This window comes from Paenibacillus sp. MZ04-78.2, assembly GCF_024213375.1.
In the GTDB taxonomy this organism is placed as follows: domain Bacteria; phylum Bacillota; class Bacilli; order Paenibacillales; family NBRC-103111; genus Paenibacillus_G.
Genome location: NZ_JANAVJ010000016.1, coordinates 1 through 25,696 on the forward strand (window position 1 = coordinate 1; position 25,696 = coordinate 25,696).

General features: G+C 48.9%; 29 protein-coding genes. 15 read left to right on the forward strand and 14 right to left on the reverse strand.

Features of this window, described 5'->3' with window-relative positions:
* A partial coding sequence (gene tnpB / locus NLX71_RS27075; protein ID WP_375377925.1) for an IS66 family insertion sequence element accessory protein TnpB occupies window positions 1–140 on the reverse strand: 140 nt, incomplete at its 3' end.
* Window positions 134–460, reverse strand: a complete 327-nt coding sequence (tnpA, locus tag NLX71_RS13600; protein ID WP_254364224.1) for an IS66 family insertion sequence element accessory protein TnpA — start codon at window positions 458–460, stop codon at window positions 134–136. The genes tnpA and tnpB, both read right to left, overlap by 7 nt.
* Before the next feature lie 339 nt (window positions 461–799).
* Between tnpA and NLX71_RS13605 the strand changes: the two genes are divergently transcribed.
* The 5 genes from NLX71_RS13605 (at window position 800) to NLX71_RS13625 (ending at window position 3,891) form a co-directional block, all read left to right on the forward strand.
* Entirely contained in the window at window positions 800–994 is a 195-nt protein-coding gene (locus NLX71_RS13605; protein WP_254364225.1) for a hypothetical protein, read from the forward strand.
* 49 nt (window positions 995–1,043) lie between these two features.
* A complete protein-coding gene (locus tag NLX71_RS13610; RefSeq protein WP_254364226.1) occupies window positions 1,044–1,949 on the forward strand; it encodes a hypothetical protein in 906 nt (301 codons plus the stop codon).
* A 69-nt stretch (window positions 1,950–2,018) separates the two neighbouring features.
* Window positions 2,019–2,669 (forward strand): hypothetical protein, encoded by a 651-nt coding sequence (locus NLX71_RS13615; RefSeq protein WP_254364227.1) that lies wholly within the window; start codon window positions 2,019–2,021, stop codon window positions 2,667–2,669.
* A gap of 169 nt (window positions 2,670–2,838) precedes the next feature.
* A complete protein-coding gene (locus NLX71_RS13620; protein ID WP_254364228.1) occupies window positions 2,839–3,132 on the forward strand; it encodes a sugar phosphate isomerase/epimerase in 294 nt (97 codons plus the stop codon).
* 27 nt (window positions 3,133–3,159) lie between these two features.
* Window positions 3,160–3,891 carry a hypothetical protein gene (locus tag NLX71_RS13625; RefSeq protein ID WP_254364229.1) on the forward strand — a complete coding sequence of 244 codons (732 nt, stop codon included), beginning with the start codon at window positions 3,160–3,162 and terminating at the stop codon, window positions 3,889–3,891.
* A 22-nt stretch (window positions 3,892–3,913) separates the two neighbouring features.
* On the opposite strand, the gene NLX71_RS13630 is transcribed toward NLX71_RS13625, so the two are convergent.
* The 5 genes from NLX71_RS13630 to rlmD form a co-directional block, all read right to left on the reverse strand.
* A complete protein-coding gene (locus tag NLX71_RS13630; RefSeq protein ID WP_254364230.1) occupies window positions 3,914–4,357 on the reverse strand; it encodes a hypothetical protein in 444 nt (147 codons plus the stop codon).
* 450 nt (window positions 4,358–4,807) lie between these two features.
* A complete protein-coding gene (locus tag NLX71_RS13635) occupies window positions 4,808–5,524 on the reverse strand; it encodes an SIR2 family NAD-dependent protein deacylase (RefSeq protein WP_254364231.1) in 717 nt (238 codons plus the stop codon).
* A 56-nt stretch (window positions 5,525–5,580) separates the two neighbouring features.
* Window positions 5,581–6,024 (reverse strand): hypothetical protein, encoded by a 444-nt coding sequence (locus NLX71_RS13640; protein WP_254364232.1) that lies wholly within the window; start codon window positions 6,022–6,024, stop codon window positions 5,581–5,583.
* Window positions 5,987–7,297, reverse strand: coding sequence for a hypothetical protein (locus NLX71_RS13645; protein WP_254364233.1), 1,311 nt, complete (start codon window positions 7,295–7,297; stop codon window positions 5,987–5,989). Before NLX71_RS13645 ends, NLX71_RS13640 begins: the two co-directional genes overlap by 38 nt.
* A gap of 354 nt (window positions 7,298–7,651) precedes the next feature.
* A complete protein-coding gene (gene rlmD / locus NLX71_RS13650) occupies window positions 7,652–9,145 on the reverse strand; it encodes a 23S rRNA (uracil(1939)-C(5))-methyltransferase RlmD (protein WP_254364234.1) in 1,494 nt (497 codons plus the stop codon).
* 168 nt (window positions 9,146–9,313) lie between these two features.
* Here rlmD and NLX71_RS13655 point away from each other — a divergent pair, with 168 nt between their 5' ends.
* The 4 genes from NLX71_RS13655 (at window position 9,314) to NLX71_RS13670 (ending at window position 13,700) form a co-directional block, all read left to right on the forward strand.
* On the forward strand, window positions 9,314–10,264 hold the full coding sequence (locus tag NLX71_RS13655; protein ID WP_254364235.1) for an ABC transporter ATP-binding protein: 951 nt from the start codon (window positions 9,314–9,316) through the stop codon (window positions 10,262–10,264).
* Entirely contained in the window at window positions 10,261–11,358 is a 1,098-nt protein-coding gene (locus NLX71_RS13660; protein WP_254364236.1) for an ABC transporter permease, read from the forward strand. The genes NLX71_RS13655 and NLX71_RS13660 overlap by 4 nt, the downstream gene beginning before the upstream one ends.
* Before the next feature lie 226 nt (window positions 11,359–11,584).
* The gene (locus NLX71_RS13665; RefSeq protein WP_090675843.1) at window positions 11,585–11,812 is read left to right on the forward strand and encodes a hypothetical protein; all 228 of its coding nucleotides are present in this window, start codon (window positions 11,585–11,587) and stop codon (window positions 11,810–11,812) included.
* A 118-nt stretch (window positions 11,813–11,930) separates the two neighbouring features.
* Window positions 11,931–13,700, forward strand: coding sequence for a B12-binding domain-containing radical SAM protein (locus NLX71_RS13670; RefSeq protein WP_254364237.1), 1,770 nt, complete (start codon window positions 11,931–11,933; stop codon window positions 13,698–13,700).
* Between the two features lie 95 nt (window positions 13,701–13,795).
* Here the strand turns inward: NLX71_RS13670 and NLX71_RS13675 are convergent, their stop codons facing one another.
* The 4 genes from NLX71_RS13675 to mnmL form a co-directional block, all read right to left on the reverse strand.
* On the reverse strand, window positions 13,796–14,761 hold the full coding sequence (locus tag NLX71_RS13675) for a type I phosphomannose isomerase catalytic subunit (RefSeq protein ID WP_254364238.1): 966 nt from the start codon (window positions 14,759–14,761) through the stop codon (window positions 13,796–13,798).
* Between the two features lie 154 nt (window positions 14,762–14,915).
* On the reverse strand, window positions 14,916–15,491 hold the full coding sequence (gene mnmM, locus NLX71_RS13680; RefSeq protein ID WP_254364239.1) for a tRNA 5-(aminomethyl)-2-thiouridylate-methyltransferase MnmM: 576 nt from the start codon (window positions 15,489–15,491) through the stop codon (window positions 14,916–14,918).
* A gap of 363 nt (window positions 15,492–15,854) precedes the next feature.
* The gene (locus tag NLX71_RS13685; protein WP_254364240.1) at window positions 15,855–16,403 is read right to left on the reverse strand and encodes a hypothetical protein; all 549 of its coding nucleotides are present in this window, start codon (window positions 16,401–16,403) and stop codon (window positions 15,855–15,857) included.
* Window positions 16,404–16,476: 73 nt separating this feature from the next.
* Entirely contained in the window at window positions 16,477–17,457 is a 981-nt protein-coding gene (gene mnmL / locus NLX71_RS13690) for a tRNA modification radical SAM protein MnmL/YtqA (protein ID WP_254364241.1), read from the reverse strand.
* 230 nt (window positions 17,458–17,687) lie between these two features.
* Between mnmL and NLX71_RS13695 the strand changes: the two genes are divergently transcribed.
* Both NLX71_RS13695 and trmB read left to right on the forward strand, forming a co-directional pair.
* Window positions 17,688–18,113 carry a WGxxGxxG family protein gene (locus NLX71_RS13695; RefSeq protein WP_254364242.1) on the forward strand — a complete coding sequence of 142 codons (426 nt, stop codon included), beginning with the start codon at window positions 17,688–17,690 and terminating at the stop codon, window positions 18,111–18,113.
* A gap of 154 nt (window positions 18,114–18,267) precedes the next feature.
* Window positions 18,268–19,008, forward strand: a complete 741-nt coding sequence (trmB, locus tag NLX71_RS13700; protein ID WP_254364243.1) for a tRNA (guanosine(46)-N7)-methyltransferase TrmB — start codon at window positions 18,268–18,270, stop codon at window positions 19,006–19,008.
* A 52-nt stretch (window positions 19,009–19,060) separates the two neighbouring features.
* On the opposite strand, the gene NLX71_RS13705 is transcribed toward trmB, so the two are convergent.
* Both NLX71_RS13705 and NLX71_RS13710 read right to left on the reverse strand, forming a co-directional pair.
* Window positions 19,061–20,179 (reverse strand): MGDG synthase family glycosyltransferase, encoded by a 1,119-nt coding sequence (locus NLX71_RS13705; RefSeq protein WP_254364244.1) that lies wholly within the window; start codon window positions 20,177–20,179, stop codon window positions 19,061–19,063.
* Between the two features lie 58 nt (window positions 20,180–20,237).
* Window positions 20,238–20,765 (reverse strand): phosphatase PAP2 family protein, encoded by a 528-nt coding sequence (locus NLX71_RS13710; RefSeq protein ID WP_254364245.1) that lies wholly within the window; start codon window positions 20,763–20,765, stop codon window positions 20,238–20,240.
* A gap of 690 nt (window positions 20,766–21,455) precedes the next feature.
* Here NLX71_RS13710 and NLX71_RS13715 point away from each other — a divergent pair.
* The 4 genes from NLX71_RS13715 (at window position 21,456) to rplT (ending at window position 24,094) form a co-directional block, all read left to right on the forward strand.
* The gene (locus NLX71_RS13715; protein ID WP_254364246.1) at window positions 21,456–22,691 is read left to right on the forward strand and encodes a glycosyltransferase family 2 protein; all 1,236 of its coding nucleotides are present in this window, start codon (window positions 21,456–21,458) and stop codon (window positions 22,689–22,691) included.
* A gap of 263 nt (window positions 22,692–22,954) precedes the next feature.
* Window positions 22,955–23,452: a translation initiation factor IF-3 gene (infC, locus tag NLX71_RS13720; protein WP_254364302.1), complete on the forward strand. Its 498-nt coding sequence runs from the start codon at window positions 22,955–22,957 to the stop codon at window positions 23,450–23,452.
* 29 nt (window positions 23,453–23,481) lie between these two features.
* Window positions 23,482–23,682, forward strand: coding sequence for a 50S ribosomal protein L35 (rpmI, locus tag NLX71_RS13725; RefSeq protein WP_025849277.1), 201 nt, complete (start codon window positions 23,482–23,484; stop codon window positions 23,680–23,682).
* A gap of 52 nt (window positions 23,683–23,734) precedes the next feature.
* The gene (gene rplT / locus NLX71_RS13730) at window positions 23,735–24,094 is read left to right on the forward strand and encodes a 50S ribosomal protein L20 (protein ID WP_254364247.1); all 360 of its coding nucleotides are present in this window, start codon (window positions 23,735–23,737) and stop codon (window positions 24,092–24,094) included.
* A gap of 275 nt (window positions 24,095–24,369) precedes the next feature.
* Here rplT and NLX71_RS13735 read toward each other — a convergent pair whose 3' ends face one another.
* Window positions 24,370–25,551, reverse strand: a complete 1,182-nt coding sequence (locus NLX71_RS13735; protein WP_254364248.1) for a metallophosphoesterase family protein — start codon at window positions 25,549–25,551, stop codon at window positions 24,370–24,372.
* Window positions 25,552–25,696 lie beyond the last annotated feature (145 nt).

Sequence of the window (25,696 nt, forward strand, 5' to 3'; positions counted from 1 at the left end):
CAAAACACGAACAAGCTCGGAGAGAATGGATTCAGGCCATAGCTTTCCTGGACGAGAGCAGCGAGTCCATCGATGGACTTGCGCAAATCCGTGGCGCCAACAGCCAGATAGACAGGATGCGCGCTTGAAACCGTCAGCATGATGGGCGTAACGCTTCGACCGCTTCACGAAGCAACTGCGGATCGAAGCCTTTTTGGAGTGTGATGCTGGCAGGCCCGACATGAATGACAAGCGAAGAGGATGCAGGGGGAGTGGCAGGCTCCGTAACGGTAACCGGAATAAAGCGCGCCGAAGAAACGGTGTCTGACACGGCGATTTTTTTGAGTTTCCGAGTCCAATATTTCATTTGTTCCAACGTGACGTGATTGTCGCTGCACCATGCTGCCATCGTTAATCCGCTGGCCTGATAGGCAGCAATCCGTTCCGCCCACTCGTTTTGTCGTTGATCTCTTTTACTCATGAGGCAACCTCCCGTTCAAGATGCCTTCATTTTCTCATGAGCTTGAGGTTCTTGAAAGGTGGGGAGTATTTGACGCTCACCTTGAAACGGAATAATAAGGATTTCAGTAGAAGAAGGAGAGATTTTAATGATGTACTCAGTATTTAGAAATGGAAAGAAGATTGGCGAAATTCAACATCTGTACAACGCAGGAGATGTAATTTTTGTAGGTTTTTCTTCATATGAGATTCAATCGGTCTTTGATGATAAACAAGAGTATATTTGTCGAGTCAATCACCTTTAATAACAGGCTTTCTGAATAAACCAAATGAAAAACTGATTTCATTGGGGGGAGAATCAATGGAGAGATTATATGAAGTTAAGTATAAAATAGTGACTAAGAGTTTTACTATGAGAATATGGATCGAAGAAAATGATGAATTAAATCTTAGAAAAATTATCAAAGAACGAATATGTAAAACTGATGAAGTTGATATTGAGAAAATAAAAATCATTTCAATTAAAGATGCGACTGTAACGACGGAATCCGAATAAAATACTAGTTTCAATGTCATTGAATAATTGATTTGAGGGGGAATTATAAGTGAGTAATAACAAAGGAAATGCTGATGCAATCATGGTCTTGCATGAAATGTTTAATAAGTTTTTTCGTGTTCCGTTTAATCCCAATCAATTGATTTATCATTATACAACTATGACTACATTGCAGAGTATTTTACATAATAAAGAACTTTGGCTTTCCAAAGCTGATTATATGAACGACTTCACCGAACTCCAATACTTTGGAACTTTAATGAAAAAACTGATTGATGAAGGAAGAATAAAAGCCTCTCAAGAAATAAAAGATTTTGTATTGGCAATATTGAATGAATTCTTTGTGAATGAAAGAATGGCAAATGATAATTCGTTGTTTGTGTTATCTTTAAGTCAAAATCCTGATTCTTTGGCGCTCTGGTATAATTATGCCACAAATGAAGGCTGTAATATCGGAATAAATACAGACACATTATCGGAACTTCTCATGTCAAGGGTTTCATCTGGATTAGGACAATGGACCGGAAAGGTTATTTATGATCCAGCAATTCAGATGCAAATATGTAAATATATAGTGCAGTGTATTCATAATTTAGTTCAAACGGATAAGGTAGATATTATTAATTCACATAGAACAATAAGTTCGATTTTTCTCGCCGCAGCTTGTTTTATCAAAGACCCAGTGTTTAAACTGGAAGAAGAATTTAGGATGGTGATATTTACAACAGAAGCTATTGAAAAACTTGCTGTAAAATTTAGAGTAGCTAGAGGTTCTTTTATTCCTTATATTACTTTTCCCATTGTGACAGATGATAATAAGTTAATTATTGATCAAATTACGATTGGTCCGAGAATTAGCATTGATACTGCTGAAAAAGGCCTTGAATATTACAAAAAGATTAATAATCTTACAAACATCAAGATAGTGAAATCTGATGCGCCACTTAGATTTTGATATGCAAATCAAGAGTTTGATGATATTTTTTGAAAAACTTACATAGGAGAAAGATTTAAGAGGTGAGATATGAGCGAGTTTACATATGGGAATTTGATCGTTAACTATAATAAACCTATTATTAAAAAGTACTGTCCAATGGGAACCGCAATTTGTTCATTAAATAACAATTGGATTGCATTTTTTACAAATGAAGACGGGGAAACAACCTCATCACCTTTTTTGGAAAGGATTTCGCTTGAAAGCCCTGTATTGTATTTTTATAATTTGTCTGATCATTGTTGGGGTTATCAGATTTGGGACGAAGGCAGACTCTCATCATATTTACATTTTTCGTATGAATTCGATTCGGAGTTGTTGTTAAGTATTGCACAGGAAAGATATCCAGAGCAAGAATATATTGCTTCTTTTTTATTTGAGAATGACGAGGGTCAAAGAATTTATAAAGAGATTGAGAAAGAATTAAGTGATCCTGTTATTTTTGAAAAGGCACTCAAGAAGCATTTTAATTCTGTTAAAGCTCAAGACTTTACGTTATTTGGCTTCAAGGAAGAAGAAATAGAGCTGCTTGTTGAGTTACTGTCTGTTGATACATATCTGGACTGTGAAGATGAACGGGATATTGTCAATGATTTTAAAAGATTAATAAGTATCGAAGAAATGAGTTGGTATAGATTCGAGAGGATTGAACAAGATGATGAGGATTTTGAGTTTATTTAATTTCGAAGTACTAAAAAACAAAAATGTCTAAGACACAAGTTTACCTCTTTATTTTGAAATCATTGCTATGTTATTTTTAAGATTTAATCACTGCAGCAGACATCTTCGGATATGTATTAAGACTAATGGTTCAGTGGATATTTCACATAAAATAACGGTTTTATACTCGTTGAGAAATGTAATTGACTTGATTTTAAACGAATTTGGGAAATGGGGAGATCAAATGCTTGGTAAGATTGAAATTGAAATTTTAAAACACTTAAATCATGATAAGATTGGGTATCTGTTTGGGGCGGAAGATATTTGTAATCATTTTAGTCTGGATTATGATGAATTCGTTCGAATCATAAATCGTCTGAAGAAAATGGGTTATATCTCCACCTATGAAACAACAGGAGAGAAATCAATTAACTCTGTGGGACTTAGTGATCGAGGAGCATCTTATGTAAAGAGCATGAAATGACGATTTCATTATGGAAGTAGGATATGGATGAGCCAATATGCACTAACAGCTATCAAATATCTTTACGAATTAGAAGAACATAAAAAGCACTTAATTCAAAAAGTGATTAATGAGGTTGTTTTACCTGAATCAGGTCTAATTATTATTGTTGATTCCGAGGACTATGATTCCAATATTTATCCATCTTGGGGTGATCTTGGGCTACACATGAATCTGAGTAACGGGATTGAAGATATTAGCCCTCCTTATCTTTATGACCTAATGGTTTCGAGAAAATATTCGAATATTGTATGGCTTTCCGGCAGAACCTCCAAAGATATCCCAACTCTTGTTTGGAGCTTATCACATGAGTTGAGACATTATTATCAGGACAGTATTTCAAGTATAATATCGCGTTGTGGTTATTTTCTTTATCATACAATGGGTTTTATTGATTCCAATTTTACATACATGGATTTACCTCATGAAGTAGATGCTGAACTTTTTGGATGGGAGATTTCTAAAAAAGTACTTGGGGAAGAAGTGGCAGAAGAATTTATCCAAAAAATGATAAATAGGTATCCATCGTATGCTAAACTGAGAGAATTTAAAGAAAGAGCCGAATATAATATGATTAAAGAGTTAATAAATGTTTTGAAAAAGTATAAAAACGAACTAATGATTGCTCAAATACTGGATCATGCTGATGAAATCACAAGACAATTTAAAATAAGTCAAGAAATTAATAATTTAGAATATTTATTACTGTATGGGCGATAAAAAATCGTTTTTATAGGGTCTGTCAAGATTTTTGTGTAAACTCATTTAAAAAGCTTTCTCCCCAAGGGAGAAAAAAAAATTTCAGCGTAAAAATTGGCCGATCCGGTCGGGAAAGAAGACCGAGAGCTGGAGCAGAATCTGCCCCCAATTTTCGACGTGTCTTACGATTACATTTTTGGATAAGCAGATGAAAGAGCTCCTTGAAAACAGCGAAGGGTACCTCTGCTGCTTTGCTCGAAAAGCTAGAATAGTGAACCTGAATTAAGCCGCAGGAATGAGCGCAGTCAGCCCCTGCTCGGTAACCATCCCATTGTTGATGAGCAGCCGTGCACCAATATTGTAGCAAGTCATATACCGTAAACTTACGGGCTTTGTCTTCATAACCTATCATTTGCACAATTGATTTGACTTCTTCAAGACTCAGAATGGATTGAAGAACGGATGGAATCGTGATACAATTTTTCATGAGATCGCCTCTTTCTCGAATCGGTTGGTGGTACAAACGATTCTACAGCAAAGGCGATCTTTTTTCTACCATTTAGTGGCTAATCAACAGGCCTGTTAAATTAATTAAGAAGTCGGAAAGGGAACATTTTAGGAAGAGATTCAGTTGGATTTTTAATTATTCAGCATGCCCCAATTAAACAATCATGGATTTAACAACCAAGTACCAATTAACGGAAATGGAATCGTAAGCATAAGATGAAAAAAATTTAGACATTCATCATGTTTTGCCTACGGAAAGATATCATAATCATCAGAATATAATACAAAGCCAATTGAACCTATCAATAGTAAATGATAATCAATTTTTAAAAAGATACTTTGTTATACCAAGTCAAACCACTTCTTCTTAGTATGATGTTTGAATTGGAAAGACAAACAGAGTAACCAACATCTAGAAGTTGCTTGCTCATTATAATCCTTTTCTTTTGATATAATTAATTAAAACTTTTATGGCTTTTGCGTAATTTCCATCAGTAACGCTCAATCCTATTACTTTAATGTTTTTTTTGTTTAATTCTTTAATCTCTTTTGTATCTGGATTAAACAATACTAAATAATGATCAGTTTGTAGAATTTCAATCAACTTTTCGTACATTTGAACGAAAAATTTATCTTTAAATGAGTATCCAATAAATAACAATGGTCTACTACCAACGATCACAGATAACTGAACTAATGTACCTTTTTTTGAATAAAGCTTAGTATAATCCTTTTTTGTAACAATCATTGAAGATTTCCGATTAATGTGACCATGCAGATGGATTATGCTATTTCCAGATGTCGACATATTTCTCAAATTCCCTATTTCATCCATACAAATGGGAGTATTGTAATCCCCTGCATCGGTCAAAAAGTGCTCCATAAGTAAATCATAATTGGTTGTGATGTAGAAATCAGCTTTAAGCTCTACAAAATCATAAAAATTATGTTCACTTTCATCTATTCCCAAGTTTGCTTTTATAATTATCTTAATAATTTCATCTTTTAATTGATCCTCATTGGAAATATATAGAGACTTATCCAATAAATAATCAAGTCCACCAAAAAAATCTCCTTCATCAATGAACTCACTATAGGCTTCTTTTTGAAATTCCTTAGAAAGAAATTCCTCTAACTCCCTAAGCAATTTTTCCCAGCTAGGCAAGCTAAATGGTGTTGAAACTCCAGCACCTAAAAAAGGAATTATAGCATTTTTTCCTTTCCTAGGTTTTCAAAGTTCTTAATTAGCTCATTCATGAAATATTTTTTTTCATTCTCACTTGCAAGATAGGATATGATTATCTCATAGTTTTTTCTAGTGAAATTATAAACTCGATTTATTTCATGGTCGTCAATCTTCTCATGAAGAGTTTGATTACAAAACATACAATTATTGGATAAATTATTGGTCTCCTCTTCGCCACGATTAATGTTACATGCATATTTAAATACTATATTTAAATAATTTTTGCTATGTAGCTTTTCACACAACAATATTCCTATTGTAGAGATTGTATCTAATATATCATCATCATCAAAAGGATTCGTTCCGAATTTTTCCACAATGCGGGTCAAACAATCTAAAATCACTTCCTTGGGTTCTTTAGTTTCAGTTTCCACGGTAGTTATTAATATTTCTAATGACATGATGAATAATCTCCTTATTATGATGTCTTGTTGCAAGTAGTGTTACCTTCAAATAATGTTTTTTAGCCTCTATGGTTGTTTGAATTACGTCATCATCTTCGTCATCATCAAGGTCAAAAAACCAAGACATTGACCACTTATCTAACTTCTTAGTATTCTCAAAATCAGTTAGTAAGCTATATAAAGTATCTGAGCTTGCAATGGGTCTTTTTGCGGTAGAAGTGCCAGTAGAACTCCTATTTGTTCTTGAATTCTTATAATTTATTTTTGTTGGATAACCTATAAGGGATAACTCTCTAGCTTTCAATCTTAATGTTTTTTCATCCATATTTGTACTTACATATACGCCAAGCAAAAGTGCCTCAAGTTTTTTTTCTAAATTACTAATCTCATTATGTGTCGGTGCTGTCCCTATCTCCCCTAATTTTCTGGTCAGTTGTTTTACATTCCTTTTTATTAAATCATTTGTATTTTCAAATACTAATTTTTTTGAATCATCCATTAATATGTCAAATAAGTTTTTACAAAATTTGTACATCCCTTTTTGATCATTTGCCGAAGAAGTTTCCTCAAGAGTAATTCCAAGTAACAACGATACTTTTTCCTTCAAATAATTATGAAAATTAAAAACTGAATATTTGTTGTTTTCATCCAAATCGTCTTCGTCGTTTTCTAAATCGTTCGATAATCCGACTGGATTTTTTGTATAAATAATGAAAGTTTTATTTATAAAATTTATTTCTACGGCTCCAAGTAAATATTCAGTTTTTACTTGATCAGATTTTTTTCTAAATACATTTCTACCAAAAAGGAATCTTGCACCAGAGATTTCTTCTCCATGTTCTTGACAATCATAGGCTGCAATAAAGTTAGCTCCTGGTTTACTAACATTTATCGAATCCATTAGATAAAATCCCTTTTTATTTAAGAGATGGTGAATTGAATTCGTGAGATTCACTTTAAATTCATCAATAAGAGTTTCTACTCTTTTATAAAAAATCTCCTTTGAAACCTTTGAGGTTTTAGTGTTATATAGGTAAATATTTGTTAATCTGCCGTAGACAATATGCTCAAAGAAAACCTCATTAATTTTTTTTATTGTTGCTTTATCTCCCCTGTATTTTGTAATGAGATTTTCATAATAGTCTACAAAGTTGTCTTCTTCACCAAAATACTTGATCTTCTCTTCAACTGAAGACTTGAAAATTTTGAGCTTTGTATATTCATTAAATTTTGAACCCGCATATTCATAATGACTTTGATTAGCTTCCATAAGCCACCTCAAAATTGAGAATTTATTACATTATTCTTACTTATTCTACAAACCTTATCAATATCCTTTTCTAAGAAATTTTACATATGTTAGCATGAAAATGCATTTAAAAACAAAAAAACCTTAGCTATTCTTCGCATCGGTACTCTTTTTCTTGTTACAAAAGTAACCCTCTTTGTGATCAGGAGGGCTGAGCGAAAATAGCATGCTTTATTTTTTTAAATCATCCCGATATATCCTTACCACGCACTCCACGTGCCTTGTGCATGAAAGGAATATATATTCCCGCACTCGACCCCTGCTTAATTTATTGTATGCGGGAACATACTGTCATTGATCTCCATCCGATCTGTGTCAATGCTCCCCATCCCGATATATCCTTACCACGCACTCCACGTGCGCCGTCTGCGGGAACATGTCCACCGGCTGAATCCAGTCCAGCCGGTAGCCTTGCTCAAGCAGCACCTGGCAGTCCTTCGCCAGGGTGGACGGATTGCACGACACGTAGACGAGTCGTGCCGGCTTCGCTTCGGCTAGCGCGAGCAGCAGCGGGCGCTCGCAGCCGGTGCGCGGCGGGTCGACCACGACGACGTCGGGGCGGATGCCGCGCTGCACCCATTCGGTCAGCAGCTGCTCAGCTCGCCCGACGAAGAAGCGGGCGTTCGCCGCGCCGCTCGCCCGGGCATTGTCCCGGGCGTCGTCGACCGCCTCGGGGATGAGCTCGATGCCGCGCACCTCATGGGCGTGCGGAGCGAGCCAAAGCCCGATCGTGCCGGTGCCGCAGTAGGCGTCGACGACAAGCTCTTCGCCGGTTAGCGCGGCGGCTTCGCGGACCACGTCATACAGCTTGACCGTTTGATCCGGGTTCAGCTGGAAGAAGGCGCGGGGGGAGAGGGAGAAGCGGACATCGCCGAGCGTTTCGTCCAGCCGCTCCTTGCCCCACAGCACCGTCGTTTTCGCGCCGAATATGAGCGGTGAAGCTTCTCGATTCAAATTTTGCGCGATGGTCGTCACCTGCGGCAGTTCGTCACGGATGCGGCGGACGAGCCGTTCGCGGTCCGGAATACGGTCCGCCGCGGTGATGAGCGTAAGTTGAACCTCGCCGGTTTGTCGGCCTACCCGGGCTACGATGGTGCGGACGACGCCTTGGCGAGTCCGTTCATTGTAGACGGGGATGTCCAGCTCCCAAAGCAGCTTGGCGACCGTCTCCGTGACCCGGTTGATCGTCGGATCGTGTATCGCGCACCCGGTAATGTCGACGAGCTTATGCGTACCGGGGGAGTACAAGCCCGCGACGACCTGCCCGCCTGCACCTGCGCCTGCGCGGCCGAGCTGCAGTTGCGCCTTGTTCCGGTAGCTCCAAGGGTTGTCCATGCCGAGAATCGGCCGGATCGGGGCCGACTCCATTCCCGCGTACCGCCGGAACGCTTCCCGTACCAGTTCCTCCTTGGCACGCAACTGAGCCTCGTACGTCATATGCTGAAGCTGACAGCCGCCACAGCTGTCGTAGACGGGACAGGGCGGCTTTTGACGGTGCGGCGAAGCCTTTTCCACCTCGTCCAGCTTGGCCGTGATATAGCTCGGCTCGACCTTCGTCACCGTCGCTTTCACGACTTCCTCCGGCAGCGTCCCGTCGATGAACACCGCCTTGCGCTTATAGTAGCCGACGCCTTCGCCGTTAATGCCGATCCGCTTGATCGTAACTACGATCCGATCGCCGGCTCTCAGATCCTCTGCCGTCGCGGGCCGACTTGCCACAGGCCTCTTCCCACCAGGCTTGCGCGCGGCTTCCGATCTTTTTCCCTGCGGACGCGAAGAATCGCGGTTCTTTTTCCATTCCGTGCTCATGTCGTTCTCTCCGTTTCTTGTCAAATCGATGTTCTTACTATACCATGACCGGGCCGGATTGGCGAAACGGGCTTCATGCTTAAAATTAGGCATCCCCGTCGGCCGGATGGTATACTCTAGCTGTAGCTTTTTCCAAAAACGCCCCCAAAGGAGCTGAAGATATTGCCGATGGCGGAAACGATGATTAAGGCGGACGGCTTAGTCAAACGGTACGGGGATTTTACGGCCGTCAAGGGCGTCCATTTCGAAGTATATCAAGGCGAGGTGTTCGGATTGCTCGGACCGAATGGCGCGGGCAAGACGACTACGATGGAAATGATCGAAGGGCTCCGGAAGCCGGATGAAGGGCATGCGGTTGTGGCCGGCTTTAATACCCGGACGCAGCTGAATCAGGTCAAGCAGGTGATCGGCGTCCAACTGCAATCCACCTCGCTGTTCGATCTGTTGAAAGTGCACGAGATCGTCCGCATGTACGCGAGCTTTTACCCGAGCTCCGTCCCGGTCGAGCCGCTGCTGGAAGATATGATTTTGCAGGAAAAACGCAACGACCGCGTCAAAAACCTCTCCGGCGGGCAAAAACAGCGTCTGGCGATTGCGCTGGCGCTTGTAAACGATCCGCAGGTGGTCTTTTTGGACGAACCGACGACAGGTCTGGACCCACAGGCCAGGCGGACGCTTTGGGACATCGTGCTAAGGCTCAAGGAACGCGGCAAAACGATCGTGCTCAGTACACATTACATGGAAGAAGCGCATGCTCTATGCGACCGCATTTGCTTGATGGACAGCGGACAGGTGATCGCGCTCGATACGCCCCGGAATCTGGTCCGCAACCTGCAATCCGACAGCGCCATCGAATTCCGGCTGGAAGGCGCCGACGCTTGGAGCGAGGAGCGGCAAACGGTTGTAACGGAAGCGCTGCGGGAAGTGAGCGAGGTGAAGCAGGTGGATCAGCGCAAAGACATTTTCGTGCTGTATACCGACCATTTGCAAACCTCGCTCGTCGATCTGATCGGCCGGGCGGAAGCGCAGGGATGGCGCGTGCAGGAGCTGCAGACCCGGACGGCCACGCTGGAGGACGTATTCATCCACATGACGGGAAGGAGCTTGAGAGAAGCATGAACGCTTACATTCATCTGACGCTTGCCCAGCTGCGGCTGTTCGCCCGCAACCGGCAGGTGCTGTTCTGGACGCTGCTTTTTCCGATCTTCTTCATGGTCATGCTGGGCTCGTTCCTCGGCAAAGGCAATCCGGTCTCCGTCACCGGCGCCATCGTCGATGAGGACCGGACGGTCGCTTCCGCAGCGCTGGTGAAGGCGCTGCAGGATAACCCGATCCTTCGGCTGAGCGGGGCATCCGAATTAAATCCCGAGCTGGAGACGCTGAAACGCGGCGATTACCAGCTTGTGCTCGCCATTCCGAAAGGCTACGAGGAACAAACGAAGCCGGGCAGCACAGGAACGGCCGCGGCGATCAAAGTGTATTACGACGAAACGAATGCCGCAACCTCGCAAATCGGGCTGCAGGTGCTGGCTCCGGTCATCGACGGGATCGACAAGAAGTTGTCGGGCTATACGCCGAAAATTACGATCCGGCCGGAAGGCGTCCAGTCGCTGAAGCTCAGCTATATCGACTTTCTGGTGCCGGGCATCGTCGCCATGATGATTATGTCCAACAACCTGAACGGGGTGGCGGGACAAATCGCTTCGTGGCGGGAACGGGGCATCCTGCGGCGGATGCAGAGCACGACGCTGAAGGCATCGACGTTTATCGCCTCGCAGATTACGGCGCGGCTGTTGTTAAACGGCTTGCAGGCCGTCATCGTGCTGGTCGTCGGCTCGCTCTTTTTCGGTACGCAGGTGAACGGCTCCTGGCTGCTGCTGCTCAGCTTCATCGTGCTCGGGACACTGGCATTCATGTCGATCGGTTTTATCATTGCCGGTCTGGCCAAAACGCCGGAGAGCGCCGGGCCGATCGCCGGCTTCATCTCGTTCCCGATGCTGTTCCTGGGCGGCGTCTTCTTCCCGATCAAGAACATGCCGGAGTTCCTTCAGCCCATCGTCAAGCTGCTGCCGATCTCCCATTTGACGACGGCGCTGCGCCAGGTGATGAACGTGGGAGCAGGATTTTCCGTCGTCTGGACGGAAGCGGCGCTGCTCGGCGGTTGGCTCCTCGTCGCGTTTATCGTGGCAAGCTTTACGTTTCGCTGGGAGTAAGACGGGGCTTCGGTCCAGTTTACAACATGAACAGACGGCGCCGGCCCTTCCGCTCGAAAATTCCACATTTTTTTCTTAAAAATGGGAAATACTATGCTCATCATGCTGCATATATAGAGAAAAGGAGAATTTTAACGTTTTGTTTATATTCTCCTAATGTTGTCTTAATGTTTACCCGGTAACATGAAGACAATAATATTCGATGCGAAGGGACGATTTCTAGATCATGATACTGTACCAACTGGCGAAGAGACTGGCGGAGCGCAATCGACTGCAGCACAACATCGAGCGTTCCGAGGGCAATATCGAAGCATTGGTGACGCAAAAGGAGCAGGTGGAGGAGCAGCTGTTGACCCAGGCCAACATGTGGAAGGAAGAGGGGCAGGACGAATTTATGCTTGCTGCGCTGGCCCCCGAGCCGGACAGCGTGCCAGTCAACGAATCTTTGTATTAGTTTTGGGAAAATGGGACGTCACGTTCCATTTTCTTTTTTTGTGTTCGGTTCCGTTTCGCGGTAGAATAGGAATGCTGTTCAATACGAAAAAGGATAAGTAAAGAGGTACAGAATTCCCATGAAAAATATTGTCTTATCGACGTTAAACGCCAAATATATTCACACTTCGCTCGCGCTCCGGTATTTGAAGGCGTTCAGCCAGCACGATTTTCCCGGCATCCAGATTGCCGAATACACGATCAAGGACCCGGCGATGAACATCGTGTCCGACATTTACCAGCGCAAGCCCGAGGTCGTCGGCTTCTCCTGCTATATCTGGAACATCGAAGAAACGATCGTCGTGGTCAGCATGCTCAAGAAGATCATGCCCGAGCTGATCGTTGTTTTGGGCGGTCCGGAAGTTTCTTACGATACAGAGTATTGGATGAACCGGCTGCCGGAAGTCAACTTCATCGTCGTCGGAGAAGGGGAGGAGACACTCCATCACCTGCTGACCGAGCTGGAAGGAGACCGCGCCTTGTACAGCGTCTTCGGCCTCGCCTACCGCAACAAAGAGGGACGGGTCGTCATCAACCCGCCGCGGCCGAAGCTGGCCATGGACGACATTCCGACGCCGCATCATTTTGCGGAAGATGTCCCGAGCCTCGCGAATCGGGTCGTTTATTTCGAGACGAGCCGCGGCTGTCCGTTCAGCTGCCAATTTTGTCTGTCTTCCATCGAAGTAGGTGTGCGTTATTTCGATATAGAACGGACCAAGAGCGACCTGCTTTATCTAATCCGATCCGGAGCGAAGCTGATCAAGTTCGTGGACCGGACGTTCAACATTAAGCGCGAATACGCCATGGAAATGTTCGAATTTCTGATCCAAAACCATAGCGGCTGCGTGTTCCAGTTCGAGATTACGGCGGATATTATGCGGCCGGAAGTGCTTGATTATTTGGCAGAGAACGCGCCGCCCGGCATATTCCGCTTCGAGATCGGGGTTCAGTCGACGAACGATTTGACCAACAGCCTCGTCAAGCGCCGCCAAAACTTCGCCAAGCTGACCCGCACGGTGACGAAGGTGAAGGAAAGCGGCAAAATCGACCAGCATCTCGATCTGATTGCCGGGCTACCTGAGGAAGATTACAACAGCTTCCGTAAAACGTTCAACGACGTCTTCGCCCTCGGTCCCGAAGAATTGCAGCTTGGCTTCCTGAAAATGCTCCGCGGCACCGGAATGCGCCACGACGCGGATAAATACGGTTACCTCTACATGGACCATGCGCCGTATGAAATTCTCGGCAACAACATTTTGCCGTTCTCGGACTTGGTGCGGATCAAGCGGGTGGAGGACGTGCTGGAAAAATACTGGAACGCCCACCGGATGGACCATACGGTCCGGTATTTGATCGAGCGCGAATTTACGTCGGCCTTCGACTTCTTCCAAGAGTTCGGCGATTATTGGGAGAAGCGGGGCTGGCAAAAAATCGGGCACCAGCTTGAGGATCTATTCACCCGGCTTCATGCATTCCTGAAGCATCGCGGCACGGCCAAGCTCGACGTCATCGAAGGCTTGATGAAGCTTGATTATTTCCTGAACCACAAGTACAAGCCGCGCAAAATTTGGTGGGACTTCACCTTGGACAAGCCCCGCCAGTCCGATTATTTGCGGCTGCTTGCCGAGCAGCCTGAAACGGTTTCCGGTTCGTTCGCCGCGCTGGGCATCGGAGAGAAGGAGCTGCATAAGCATGTCATGATCGAAAAGCTGCCGTTCCGGCTGGACCGCTATTTGCAAAGCGGAGAGCTGGACCGGACGAGTGAGCAGCTGCTCATCGTGTACTTCCCGCCGGACGCTTCGGCCAAGCCGCAGCCGTTTACGCTGCCGCTGGAGCCGACGAGCGCCTGAATCTGAATGCGCAGGCAGGCCATAATGAAAGAACACCCCGTCTTGACGAACAAGACGAGGTGTTCTTTGCTTTTATGTCCGCTAAGGTCTAAGGTCTACGGCAGGTAGCTGCGCAGAACCGTCATGCTGCCCTCAAGCGAATAGCTGCCAAGGCTGGCCGGCAGCAGATAACATTCGCCCGGTTTCACGTTCAGCTCGCCGTCGGCCCAACGGATTGAGCCCGTGCCTTCGCAGATGATGTGGATCACGAAGCTTTCCGGCGACGTTTGCAGCGGCCATTGGCCTTCGACGCGGCCTTTTTCCGTCACGAAGAACGGGGAGCGGGCCAGAGTCAGCCATTCGCCGGAGGCGTTCAGGTTCGTTTTCATATACGTAGCGCCCGAGTTTTCGTAGGCGATGACGTTCAAGGAATCTTCAATATGCAGCTCACGCGGCTTGCCGTCCAGACCGAGACGGTCGTAATCGTACAGCCGATAAGTGCTGTCCGAATTTTGTTGAATTTCGGCAACCAGCACGCCGGCTCCGAGCGCATGCACGGTGCCTGCAGGGATATAGAAGGAATCGCCCGCTTCCGCGGTAACTTCGTTCAAGCAGTCCAAGATGCGGTTCTGCTCGATAGCTTCAGCCAACTGCTCGCGGGTAACGCCTTCTTTCAGCCCGTAAATGATTTTGGCGCCCGGCTTGGCGTCCAGAATGTACCACATTTCCGTTTTGCCCAGCTCGCCTTGCGGCAGGCGCTCGTAATGATCGTTGGGGTGCACCTGCACGGACAGGTCGTCCTGGCAATCCAGCAGCTTGATGAGCAGCGGGAACCGGCCGTTTTTCTCCGAAAAGCCCTTGCTGCCGAAAAACTCGCTCCCGTATTGCTCGCGGATTTGATCGAGTCCCATGCCGGCCAACTCGCCGTTTGCGACGGTTGTCGTTCCATTCGGATGATCGCCGATCATCCAGCCTTCGCCAATCTTGCCCTCCGGCAGTTCGAGTCCGAACTGTTCGAGCGCACGTCCGCCCCATACTCTTTCTTTAAATTCAGGCTTGCATTGCAACGGATACGGCTTCATTACTCTCCACTTCCTTATCCTGGTCGGCCTGGTTTACCGGAACAAACCGGCCTTTCTTTTTTTCTTTCTGCATTATATCAATCCACCCCGCGTTTTGCTATAGCTAAAAGCACTGAAAGCGGGGAGGGCATCCGTTTGGAATTATTCCGCGGCTTTATCTTTTTTCGATGGCGATAAGATAAGGCGGGTGGTTGATCTGATTCATAAAACGGTAATGCAGCGTCTGAAAATGCTTTTGCGGTAAGGCGGCAGCCCAGCGCTCGACCTCGGCCGCTTCCTCCTGGCCTCCCCGATGGCCGGTGTACAGCACGATCGTAATGATGCCGCCGCGTCGAATAAGCTGAGCGGAAGCTTCCAAAGCGGTCAGCGTTGACGCCGGTGCGGTCACCGTTTCATGATCGGCTCCGGGTAGGTAACCAAGGTTAAACATGACGGCCCCGATGCGGCCATGGTTTTCTTCGGGGATGATCTCCAGCATCCCTTCATGGCTGCGCAGGTGAAGCCGGACGTCCCCGCGGCCGGGGCATTCCTGTTCAAGACGCGACGCCGTGCGATCCAGCGCCTGCTGCTGAATGTCGAAGGCGTGCACGACCCCGGCAGGCCCAACAAGACGGGCGAGGAACGCCGTATCGACTCCGCCGCCGGCCGTAGCGTCGACAACGGTTTCTCCCGGCTTCACCCGTTCTTCTATTAACTTATGTGCAAAGCTGAGTATGGAAATAAAGCCCAAAGGAGTGACGCCTCCTGTTACTGATAATTGAAATGGTTAAGCTGCCTGTTGTTCTTCACGAGTTTGAAGATACGAAAAAGGATGCATGATTTCGGATAATGTTCAATAGAGGAACAGCCGTGCGTTATAAGCCATTTTCAAATGAAAAGCGGTAAATAAAGGAACCATGGTGCCTTAATACGACAAAAATACGATATGCAACCCAGATTCGACACGAGTAACACATTTGAGTTCCTCTATTGGTTTAGGCCGCCCCAACATAGTCCTATAACGCACTGGCAATGTCTTATTCGTTCAGGACAAAGGTTTGAGGCTAAGCTATGTAGCTCTTAAAGCACGTCCGAACCGGGCTTGGCCGTGCTCCTAATTGCTTGCCCGTCCCGGCGGCGCCAGATCCCCAGCGCCTGCCGGGCTCGGCGGCGTCTGAAACCCCGGCTTCGCCACCGCCGGGCCTGACGACTCCGGCTCCGAGCTCGCCTTCGGCGGCTCGATCGGCCCCGTCGGCGCCGTCACCGCCTTGCCGCCTTCCGGCTCCCCCGGCTTCGCGGGGCGCGGCAGCTTCGCCGGCGGCAGCGCGGGCGCGCTCGGCGCCTTCGGCGCCCCCGGCTTCGCCGCAGGGCGCTCCGCGCCCGCCTTCGGCGCCGTGCCGGCCTCCGGCGGCGCTTCGCTGCCTGCGGCTTCACTGCCGCCCCCGGCTTCGCCGCTGCCTGCGCCGCCCGGGAAGGCGGAGCCGACCGCCCCGCCGGGGGCGTTCGCCTGCGCCTTCGGCGGCGGTACCGTCGCCCCGTCCTCCGCCGGGGCGGGGGTCACATTGACCGTCGGCGTCGGCGTCGCCGGATCGTCCGTGCAGCCGGCCGCGAGACAAGCCGCGGCCCCGAGCATGAAGCAAACGACTCTCCGTTTGCCGTTCATCGTTCCTCACTCCTCCTGCGGGCCGCCGGGTGCCGGGCGATCTTACCGGTCCCCGAGCCTGACGCTCCCCGGTTCAGGCCAATCCCGAACCGGAACCTGGTGCGTCGTGCGGCCACTTTTTTCCTTGCCACGTATCGCGTCTGCGCAGCTCATCGTCGAAGGCGTTAAGCACTTCCCACTTTTTCAAGCTCCACATCGGTCCGATCAGCAAATCCCGGGGCGCGTCCCCGGTCAGCCGGTGAACGATCATCTCCGGCGGAAGAAATTCCAGCGTATCGACGACGAGCGACACGTACTCGTCCTTTTCCAGAAACCGCAGCAGACCGGCCTCATACTGCTTGACCATCGGCGTTTTGCGCATCAAGTGAAGCAGATGAACCTTGATTCCCTGCACGTCCATCTGTGCAACGGCGCGGCCGGTGTCCAGCATCATCTCGTGCGTTTCCTGAGGCAGGCCGTAAATGATATGCGCGCACACCCGGATGCCTCTGGCGCGGAGCTTTGCGACCGCATCCAAGTAACACTGCGTATCGTGAGCCCGGTTAATCAGCTCCGACGTCCTTTCGTGGATCGTCTGGAGGCCCATTTCGATCCACAAGTACGTGCGTTCGTTCAGCTCGGACAAATAATCGATGACATCGTCCGGCAGACAATCCGGCCTTGTGGCGATCGACAAGCCGACCACCCCGGGCTGCTGCAAAATCGCTTCATAATATTCGCGCAGCTCCTCCACCGGGGCGTACGTATTGGTATAGGCCTGGAAATAGCCGATATACTGCGCTTCCGGCCATTTTTGATGCTGCAAATCGCGGATTTTATTGAACTGCGTCACCAGATCGTCCCGGCGGCTTCCGGCAAAATCGCCCGAGCCCCGCGCGCTGCAAAACGTGCAGCCTCCGGCGGCTATCGTTCCGTCGCGGTTCGGACAAGTGAATCCGGCGTCGAGCATGACCTTGAATACCTTGCCTCCGAACTGCTGCCGCATTTCGTAATTCCATGTATGAAAACGTTTATCGCCCCATAATGGCGGTCGGATCATTTCAGCTTGCTTCATAAGGCGAAACTCCTTTTGTAAAGATCAATAAGGCTCGAATTAGACTCGAATCGGCTCTTTCGCCGAGCATTGCAATATATATTGTACCGAAAATCGGCCTCAAAAGCGAACTTTGTCCTTGACAAAACCCTCCTGCCGGGGAACGGGATAAGAAAACAGCGCGTGGCCTATGCTAAGGTTGCAAGGCGTTAAAAACCAATCCAGCTTGAGAAGGGAGAATCTTTCATACCATGAACAAGTTCGGGAAAACGGTGCTTGCACTTGCTCTGACGGCTGCTATTGGTACGGGGGGACAAGTCTATGCGGAAACGACGGCTGCGGGAACTGGAACGACAGGCACAACCACCGGTACGACGACAGCTGCGCCGACAGGAACGACAGCAGGCACCACGACAGGAACGACTACTGGCGCTGCAACGGGTACGACAACAGGAACTAATTATAACAACAACATGCTGGACCGCATGAATACGTACACCGGTACCAATGACCGTACAGGTTACGGATACGGCGGCAATTACAACACCAATACGTACCGCACGAATGCTGCTGCCAACAACAATGGCGCGAACTGGGGTTGGCTTGGTTTGCTAGGCTTGCTTGGGTTGGCCGGTCTGCGCAGCCGGAACCGCGATGAGGGCGAATTCCGCAAATAACGGCGGAATAAGTTTTTCACTTGCCACATGCTTGACCGGTCCATCCGCCCTTACGGCAGGGGGCCGGTCTTTTCATTCCCGGTCTTCTGGAGTATAATCGATCCAGACGAAAACGCGCGGTACGATGCGCAAGCGGTTGGAGGAAGATTGATCTATGCGGTTAAGAGGACGTAAAGGAATCAGAGAAGCGCTGGAGGCGCAGCCGGAGCTGGTCGTGCTGGAGCCGGAACCGTATAAGGGCCGGTGGGCCGAGCTGTTCGGCAACGACCGTCCCATCCATGTGGAGCTCGGGATGGGCAAGGGGCGGTTTATTAGCGAGCTTAGCGCCCTCAATCCGCACATCAATTACATAGGTGTCGACATGTACGACGAGCTTGTCCGCCGGGCCGGCGAGAAGGCGCATGCTTCCCGTGAGGAGCATGGCGGCGACTTGTCCAATCTGCGGCTCGCGCGTTTCAACATCGAGCTGATCGAACATATTTTCGCCGCGGGCGAGCTGGAGCGCGTTTATTTGAACTTCAGCGATCCTTGGCCGAAAAAAAAACATGCGCGCCGCAGACTGACCCATGCGAGCTTTGTTCATAAATATCAGTCGATCTTGAATGAGCGGGGAGAAATTCATTTCAAAACGGATTCCCGTTCGCTGTTTGAATTTTCGCTAAACTCGTTTGCCGATTTAGGTCTTCGCATGCGCAATATTTCGCTTGATCTTCATGCGGAAGAAGCGCGGACCGATTTGATCATGACGGAATACGAAACGAAGTTCTACAAGCAGGGGATGCCGATCTACCGATTGGAGGCCGTGATCGGCCAAGAAGCGCTGGCGGCGCATCAGAAGCAACTGTCCGAACGACAGGAGCCCGAAGCGGGCACAGAAGCTTCGGCGGAAGAATAGAATCGTCAAAAAAGCCTTGTGCGCTCATGCAGAGCCATAAGGCTTTTGCCTTTTAGCGGGCCAGTACTTCCATGATCGCTTGCGAGCACAGGGCGGGATTGTATGCGCCCTCTTTTCGCGCCAGTCCGGCGCGGGCCTTGCGCATCTCGAACACCTTGTCGGTTAGAAGCCGGAACCAATGATCCACCGTCTCCGCCGATTTGATCGGCTCTCCTAAGCCGTGCTGCGTGAAGTACTGCAGGTTTTTTTCTTCCTGTCCCGGGATCGGCTTGTAGAACAGCATCGGAATTCCTTTGGCAAGCCCCTCCGAGCAGGTCATGCCTCCCGGTTTCGTAATGAGCAGGTCGGAGACATCCATCCATTTGTCGATTTCTTTGGTGAACCCGAGCAGACGGACGTTCGGATGCCGGAAACGCTCGTCCTCGGCCAGCTCCGCCAGCGCTTTCTCGTTGTTTCCGAGACAGACGACAAGCTGGACCCGGTCGCGCCAACCGGCCAAGTGCTGCAAGAACCCTTCGTCCTTCACCAGTCCCCAGCCCCCGCCCATAACGAGCACCGTAGGCAGGGGCAATAAGCCGAAGCGGCTGCGAAGCTCTTCCCGGTTGTGCTGCTCCCAGAAGTTCGGGTGAATCGGAATGCCCGTCACCTTTACCGTTTCGGACGGAACCCCGCGGCTGAGCAGCTTTTCTTTGACGTTCGGGGTCGACACCAGGTACATGTTCACTTCGGGGCTAACCCAGGTGCCGTGGGCGTCATAATCGGTGATCACCGTGCACAGGGGCACGTTCAAGCCGGAACGCTTCAAGCGGGAGATCACCGCACTCGGGAACGGATGCGTGCATACGATCGTATCCGGACGCAGCTGACGGATCACCTCGGCAGCCTGCGCGTAAAAGATACGATGAAGCGCAAGCCGGGTAAAACGGTTTAACGATTTTTTATATTGGGAACGATACATCAGCCCGTAAAGCTTGGGTTGAGTCGACAAAGTTTTGCGGTAAGCGGTGAAAATCCATGGAGCCAGCGTCGGATGCAGAAATGTGCCGAGCTCAAGTACGCGAGTTCGGACTTCGGGCGAGAGCAGGCGAAGACTGTCCGACAGAGCGTGAGCCGCTTGCGTGTGCCCGGCGCCGAAGCCTTCGGATAATAGTAAGACTCTCTTTTTACACATAGGCGCTTCCCCCAACCTTGTAGCAAATGGAATTTACACAAAGGTAACATTAATGCTTTCAGCCCCAAATTGTAGCGGCCGACAGGGCCGTTAAGGTTCCGATCAGCAGCCCGGCCAAACAGTCGGACGGGTAGTGGAGTCCTAAATAGATACGCGACAAGCCGACGAGAAAAGCAATAGGAAGCAACATAATAGCGATCGTCGAATGAACGAGCATGAGCGGCACAGTTACGGAGAATACGGCCGTCGTATGGCCGGACGGGAAGGAATGGTCCGTTAACGGTTTTTTGCATGTGTGCGTGCCTTTCAGCACGAGATAGGGCCGAAGCCGCGGATATTTCTTCTTCATGATAGCGACGGGCACATGGCTGACCGCCAGGGCGATACAGCTCTGAATGCCGGCTATTCTCCATACCCCCTCCGTAAACAGAGCGACGCAGAGCGCAATGATAATCATAGCCGTAGCGCCTCCCAAATGAGTGATCGCATTAAAAAAGTAATCCAGCGCAGCGTGCTGAATACGTCGATTCACGAAGAAAAACATCCGGTGCTCATGCTTTTGCAGCCACGAAACGACACGGCTCAAGGGAACACGCCTCCTTGCAGTGTGGGATAAGCTGTCTGGCCAGCTCATATATAAGTGTAGGGGGCAAATGTTATAGGAATATAAAAAGAATATAAAAAGGTGAAATTTAATCTTCCGCATAATCAATCGGCAGCTGAATCCGATCCATGGAGGATAGAAAGACTTGGCAGCGTCCCCACCTTATTGTATCCGGAGTGCCGTATGGCTATCCCTAATCCGGTCAACCTGGGTCGTTGCCTCATACCATACCCATCTCGATATCCGGAAATTGGTAGTGCGGACTTGCAACCTTTCTCCGTTCACATTCGTTATACTATATGTCGGAAGGCTGGCATCGGAGAAAAGACACTGCGAAAGCAGGAGGCTGTCTTTTCCCATGACCGCTTTTCCGTTTGCGGTTTCAGAAAGTTTTTTCCAACTGGCGCTTATAAAAAGTTTGAAAATCGATGAAAATAAGACATAAAAAGCTGGATAGCAAAGAGTCTTGCCGGAATTCCAGACGTTTTCCCCGGAAAAACAAAGATCCGACCGCAGAAAGCGACTTGGCGGTTTTGACAAATCGGATCAAAGAGAGGAAAATCATATTCGGCGACCCTCGTAATCTAATCCACATCATCGAAAAAATTTTTGAAGGCGCTAAGAGAAACAGAAACAGACAAAGGGGTACATACAAAAAAAGGGGGATGTTTCATGTTGGACAGTTTTCTGTTAGGTCTCCAGATTGCTTTGGCTTTGATTGGAGCCTACCAGTTGGTTCTGACGTTTTTCGGTTGGTACCGTCGCAAAAATCAAATTGAGCATGCGCCTCAAAAAACGTTTGCCGTTCTCGTAGCGGCCCACAATGAGGAGCAGGTTGTCGGGGCGCTTATCGAGAACTTGAAAAATTTGGACTATCCGAAAGAACTATATGATATATTCGTGATTTGCGATAACTGCACCGACAATACGGCTCAAATCACCCAAGACATGGGCGTGTTCGCATGCGTGCGCAGCAATCCGAAGCTGAGAGGCAAAGGCTACGCGATCGAGTGGATGCTCAAAGAGCTGTGGAAAATGCCGCGCCAGTACGATGCCGTCGTTATGTTCGACGCCGACAACCTCGTCAGCAAGGATTACCTGACGCATATGAACAACGACTTGTGCAACGGCTCCAAGGTTATTCAGGCTTATCTGGATACGAAGAATCCGCACGATTCCTGGGTTACTGCCTCCTACGCGGTGACCTATTGGTACATTAACCGGCTGTGGCAGCTGCCGCGGTCCAACCTTGGTATGGCCAACTACTTGGGCGGCACGGGAATGTGCTTCGAATCGAACCTGCTGAAGGAAATCGGCTGGGGGGCGACAAGTCTCGTCGAGGATCTGGAGTTTACGATGCGCTGCGTGAGTCGCGGCATCAAACCGTCGTTCAACTATTACGCGAGAGTGTACGACGAAAAGCCGATCACGTTCAAAGCTTCGGCGCGCCAGCGGCTCCGCTGGATGCAGGGCCATTTCAACGTGGCCAGACGCTACTTCTTTCCGCTGCTCTGGAAAGGGATCAAGGAAGGCAACTGGACGAAGATCGATAACGCCATTTACGCGGCCAACGTTTATAACGTGCTCATCGCTTCGATCGTTACCGTGGTGCTGTTTATCGATATGACGCTTCCGGGCGTCCCGATGTTTAATTCCTTGTTCAAGATTGCGCCAAGCTTCTTTGCAGCCTTCACGGTGGTAACCTACGCCATGTTTATGATCGCGCTGGTTATGGAGAAAGCGCCTTTGAAATCGTATAAGTACTTGATTACGTTCCCGCTCTTCCTGTTGTCCTGGTGGCCGATTACGCTCTACGCGTTCTTCACGCAAAACAACAAGCAGTGGAGCCATACCGAGCATACCCGGGTTATCCGGCTCGAGGATATGAAGAGCAAGCAGGCCAGCTAGCACAAGCCGCGTAAAAATCGGATTTCGCTGTTGACTGTAGTCAATGGGAATGGTATATTAGTTTAGTGCGAAAGAAGAAGCGCCCGCTTCTCACCTGTCCGACCTCGGTTGGCTGGTTATGACTGAGAGTGACTTTGTTTGATTGATCCGTTCTTGAACAGGTCAGTCAATCCATTGGACCTAAAACCAAACGTGGGCGTTTATCGCCCGCGTATTTTTTTTGCAAAATCTTTTGGAGGTGGCAGGTTATCAGTACAGAGCACATAATTAACGATGAAATTCGGGCGAGAGAAGTTCGTTTGATTGATGCGAACGGAGAACAGCTCGGCATCAAGCCGATTCGCGAAGCGCTGCAAATTGCGCACGATCAGAATCTGGACTTGGTGAACGTGGCGCCTACGGCGAAACCGCCGGTTTGCCGGATCATGGACTACGGCAAATTCCGCTACGAAACGCAGAAGAAAGAGAAAGAAGCCCGCAAGAATCAGAAGATCGTCGAGCTGAAAGAAATTCGTTTGAGCGCGACGATTGACGAGCACGATTTCCAAACAAAACTGCGCAATGTTGTGAAATTCCTGAACGATGGCGATAAAGTGAAGCTGTCTGTCCGTTTTCGCGGCCGTGAGATCGCTCATGCGGGCATCGGTCAACGCGTTCTGGAGCGCATGGCAGCCGAAGTGGAAGAGCTGTGCATCGTTGAGCGCAAGCCGAAGCTGGAAGGCCGGAGCATGATCATGATCCTGGCGTCGAAGCAGCAATAGTAAACTCATTCTTTAAGGAGGAACACCCCATGCCAAAAATGAAAACTCACAGCAGCTTGAAAGACCGCTTCAAAATTACAGGTACCGGCAAAGTAAAACGCTACAAAGCATATAAAAACCACCTGTTGTCCGGCAAATCGGCTCGCCAAAAACGTGTTTTGGGCACGAATCCGGTTATGCATCCGGGCGATGTAAGACGCCTGAAGCAGCAGCTCGCTAACATTAAGTAATCCCGTTCGTCTCGAATTCGCATACTTACAACATTTCTGGAGGTAGATTGTCATGGCAAGAGTGAAAGGCGGATTTATCCGTACACGTCGTCGTAAAAAAATATTGAAACTTGCTAAAGGTTACTTTGGCTCGAAACATAGACTGTTTAAAACGGCAAAAGAGCAAGTCATGAAATCCTTGTTTTATGCATACCGCGACCGCCGTCAGAAAAAACGCGATTTCCGCAAGCTGTGGATCGTGCGGATCAATGCGGCAGCGCGTCAAAACGGCTTGTCCTACAGCAAGCTGATGCACGGCCTGAAACAGGCTGGCGTAGAAGTAAACCGCAAAATGTTGGCGGATCTCGCCGTTAACGATATCAATGCGTTCAACTCTTTGGCAGAAACTGCCAAGCAAAAGGTGAATGCATAAGGCACGGTTTCAACCGGGCCTGGCCCAAACACCCCTTGTAACGATACGTATAACCGTATCCTTGCAAGGGGTGTTTGTTTCACGCTGCGTCAGGCTAACAACTTGGCCGCTTTTTATCGAATTTTCACTTCCGGTTAACCGGGAGCGGATTGTCTCTGGAAGCCGCTTGCTAAATATACGGACATTTCGCGAAAAATAGGTCCGGTGAATAAGAAGCTGCCGAGTGGCCTTCTCTTATTCACCGGACCTTAGAAATATAGCCTGCCGACTGCCTCTTACTTCTTCTGAGCTACCGGCACGGTAAACTGCGCTTCCGGAATCCACTGCTTCCGGTAAAAATCCCTGCCCTTGATCAGGACCCGGTCCGGATACACCTCGACGTACAGCCCTTCGCTTTCTTTTTTGCTCTTCAGCTTTTCCGCGCCTTTGCCGTCGCTCGTCAACGTTTCGGACACCGAGGCGGTGTTGACCATCGTGAAGCCGTCGCGCACCAACGTATCCGGCTGATTCAGCTCCCAGTGCGAATGGCTGCTGAAGTAGATGACCTGCGGATACTGCGACAAGATCGCTTTCAGTTCTTTGTGCTGAATGACGGCCCGGCTATTCGTACAGCAAAAATGCGTTCCCGCTACCGTGGCAGGCAGCGGCTGGTGCAGGAAGACGAAGACCGGCTTGTTCGAGAGGGCGTCTTTTTTTAGCGTCTGCTTCAGCCATTCCAACTGCTCGGGGGACAAATAAGCGTCCTCGGCATGAGCCGGGTCGGACTGTCGGTATTGCTCCGAGCCAAGGAAGATAAAGTGGTAGCCCTTGATGGTCTTCTCGTAGTAGACCTTATTCTCTCCGGAGAACGCGAGGAACCGGGAAATCGACTCCTGGTCCGTTTCCCCGTTCGGAAAGCCGTCCGGGTTCCAACGGCTGCGGCTGCTGTACCAGGCTTTGTAAAACTCGTGGTTGCCGATATTGTACAAGACGCTCTCCGGATGCGGCGCGCTTTGCATGAGCTCCTTGAGCTTGGCGTAGTCCTCGGGCATGCCTTCGGTTAAATCCCCGTTGATCACGAGCGTGTCGGCCGACGGATTGATTTCGTTCAGGTCGTTCAATACGCGAACGAGCTTCTCGTGCGACGCTTTCTCCCATGATTGAACGTGGATATCGCTGATGACGGGAAAGGTCAGCACCGGACTCCCTTCGGTTTGGGGCAGAGCGTTTCCGGCGGCCCCGTCTTGCGGCGGCTTCGTTTGCGGAGCGGAGCCGGAGAGGAGCGTCGGCAGGGCCGGCAAAACGACTTCGCTGCTCAGGAGCGGGCCGGATGCGGCGGAAGCTTGGCTTAAGGTGGCTTGTCCCATGCCGGTTGCCCTCAACTCGGAACCTATGGCAAAAGGAGCGGTCGCGGCGGTTGCAAGGGCGCCGGAGAACAAGGTGATGGACAGGACGGCGGATTGCAGCATGTCTCGCATGAAATCACTCCTTTTCTTAAGTTGCGCGCTTTTTTTACTTTTTCGGTCTTAGTATACTTCGGCATACGGCTTCTCCATTTTGACCCAATACGGCAAACTTTTCTCCATCATGGCTATTATTGACCCAAAGCCGCAAGATTGAAGA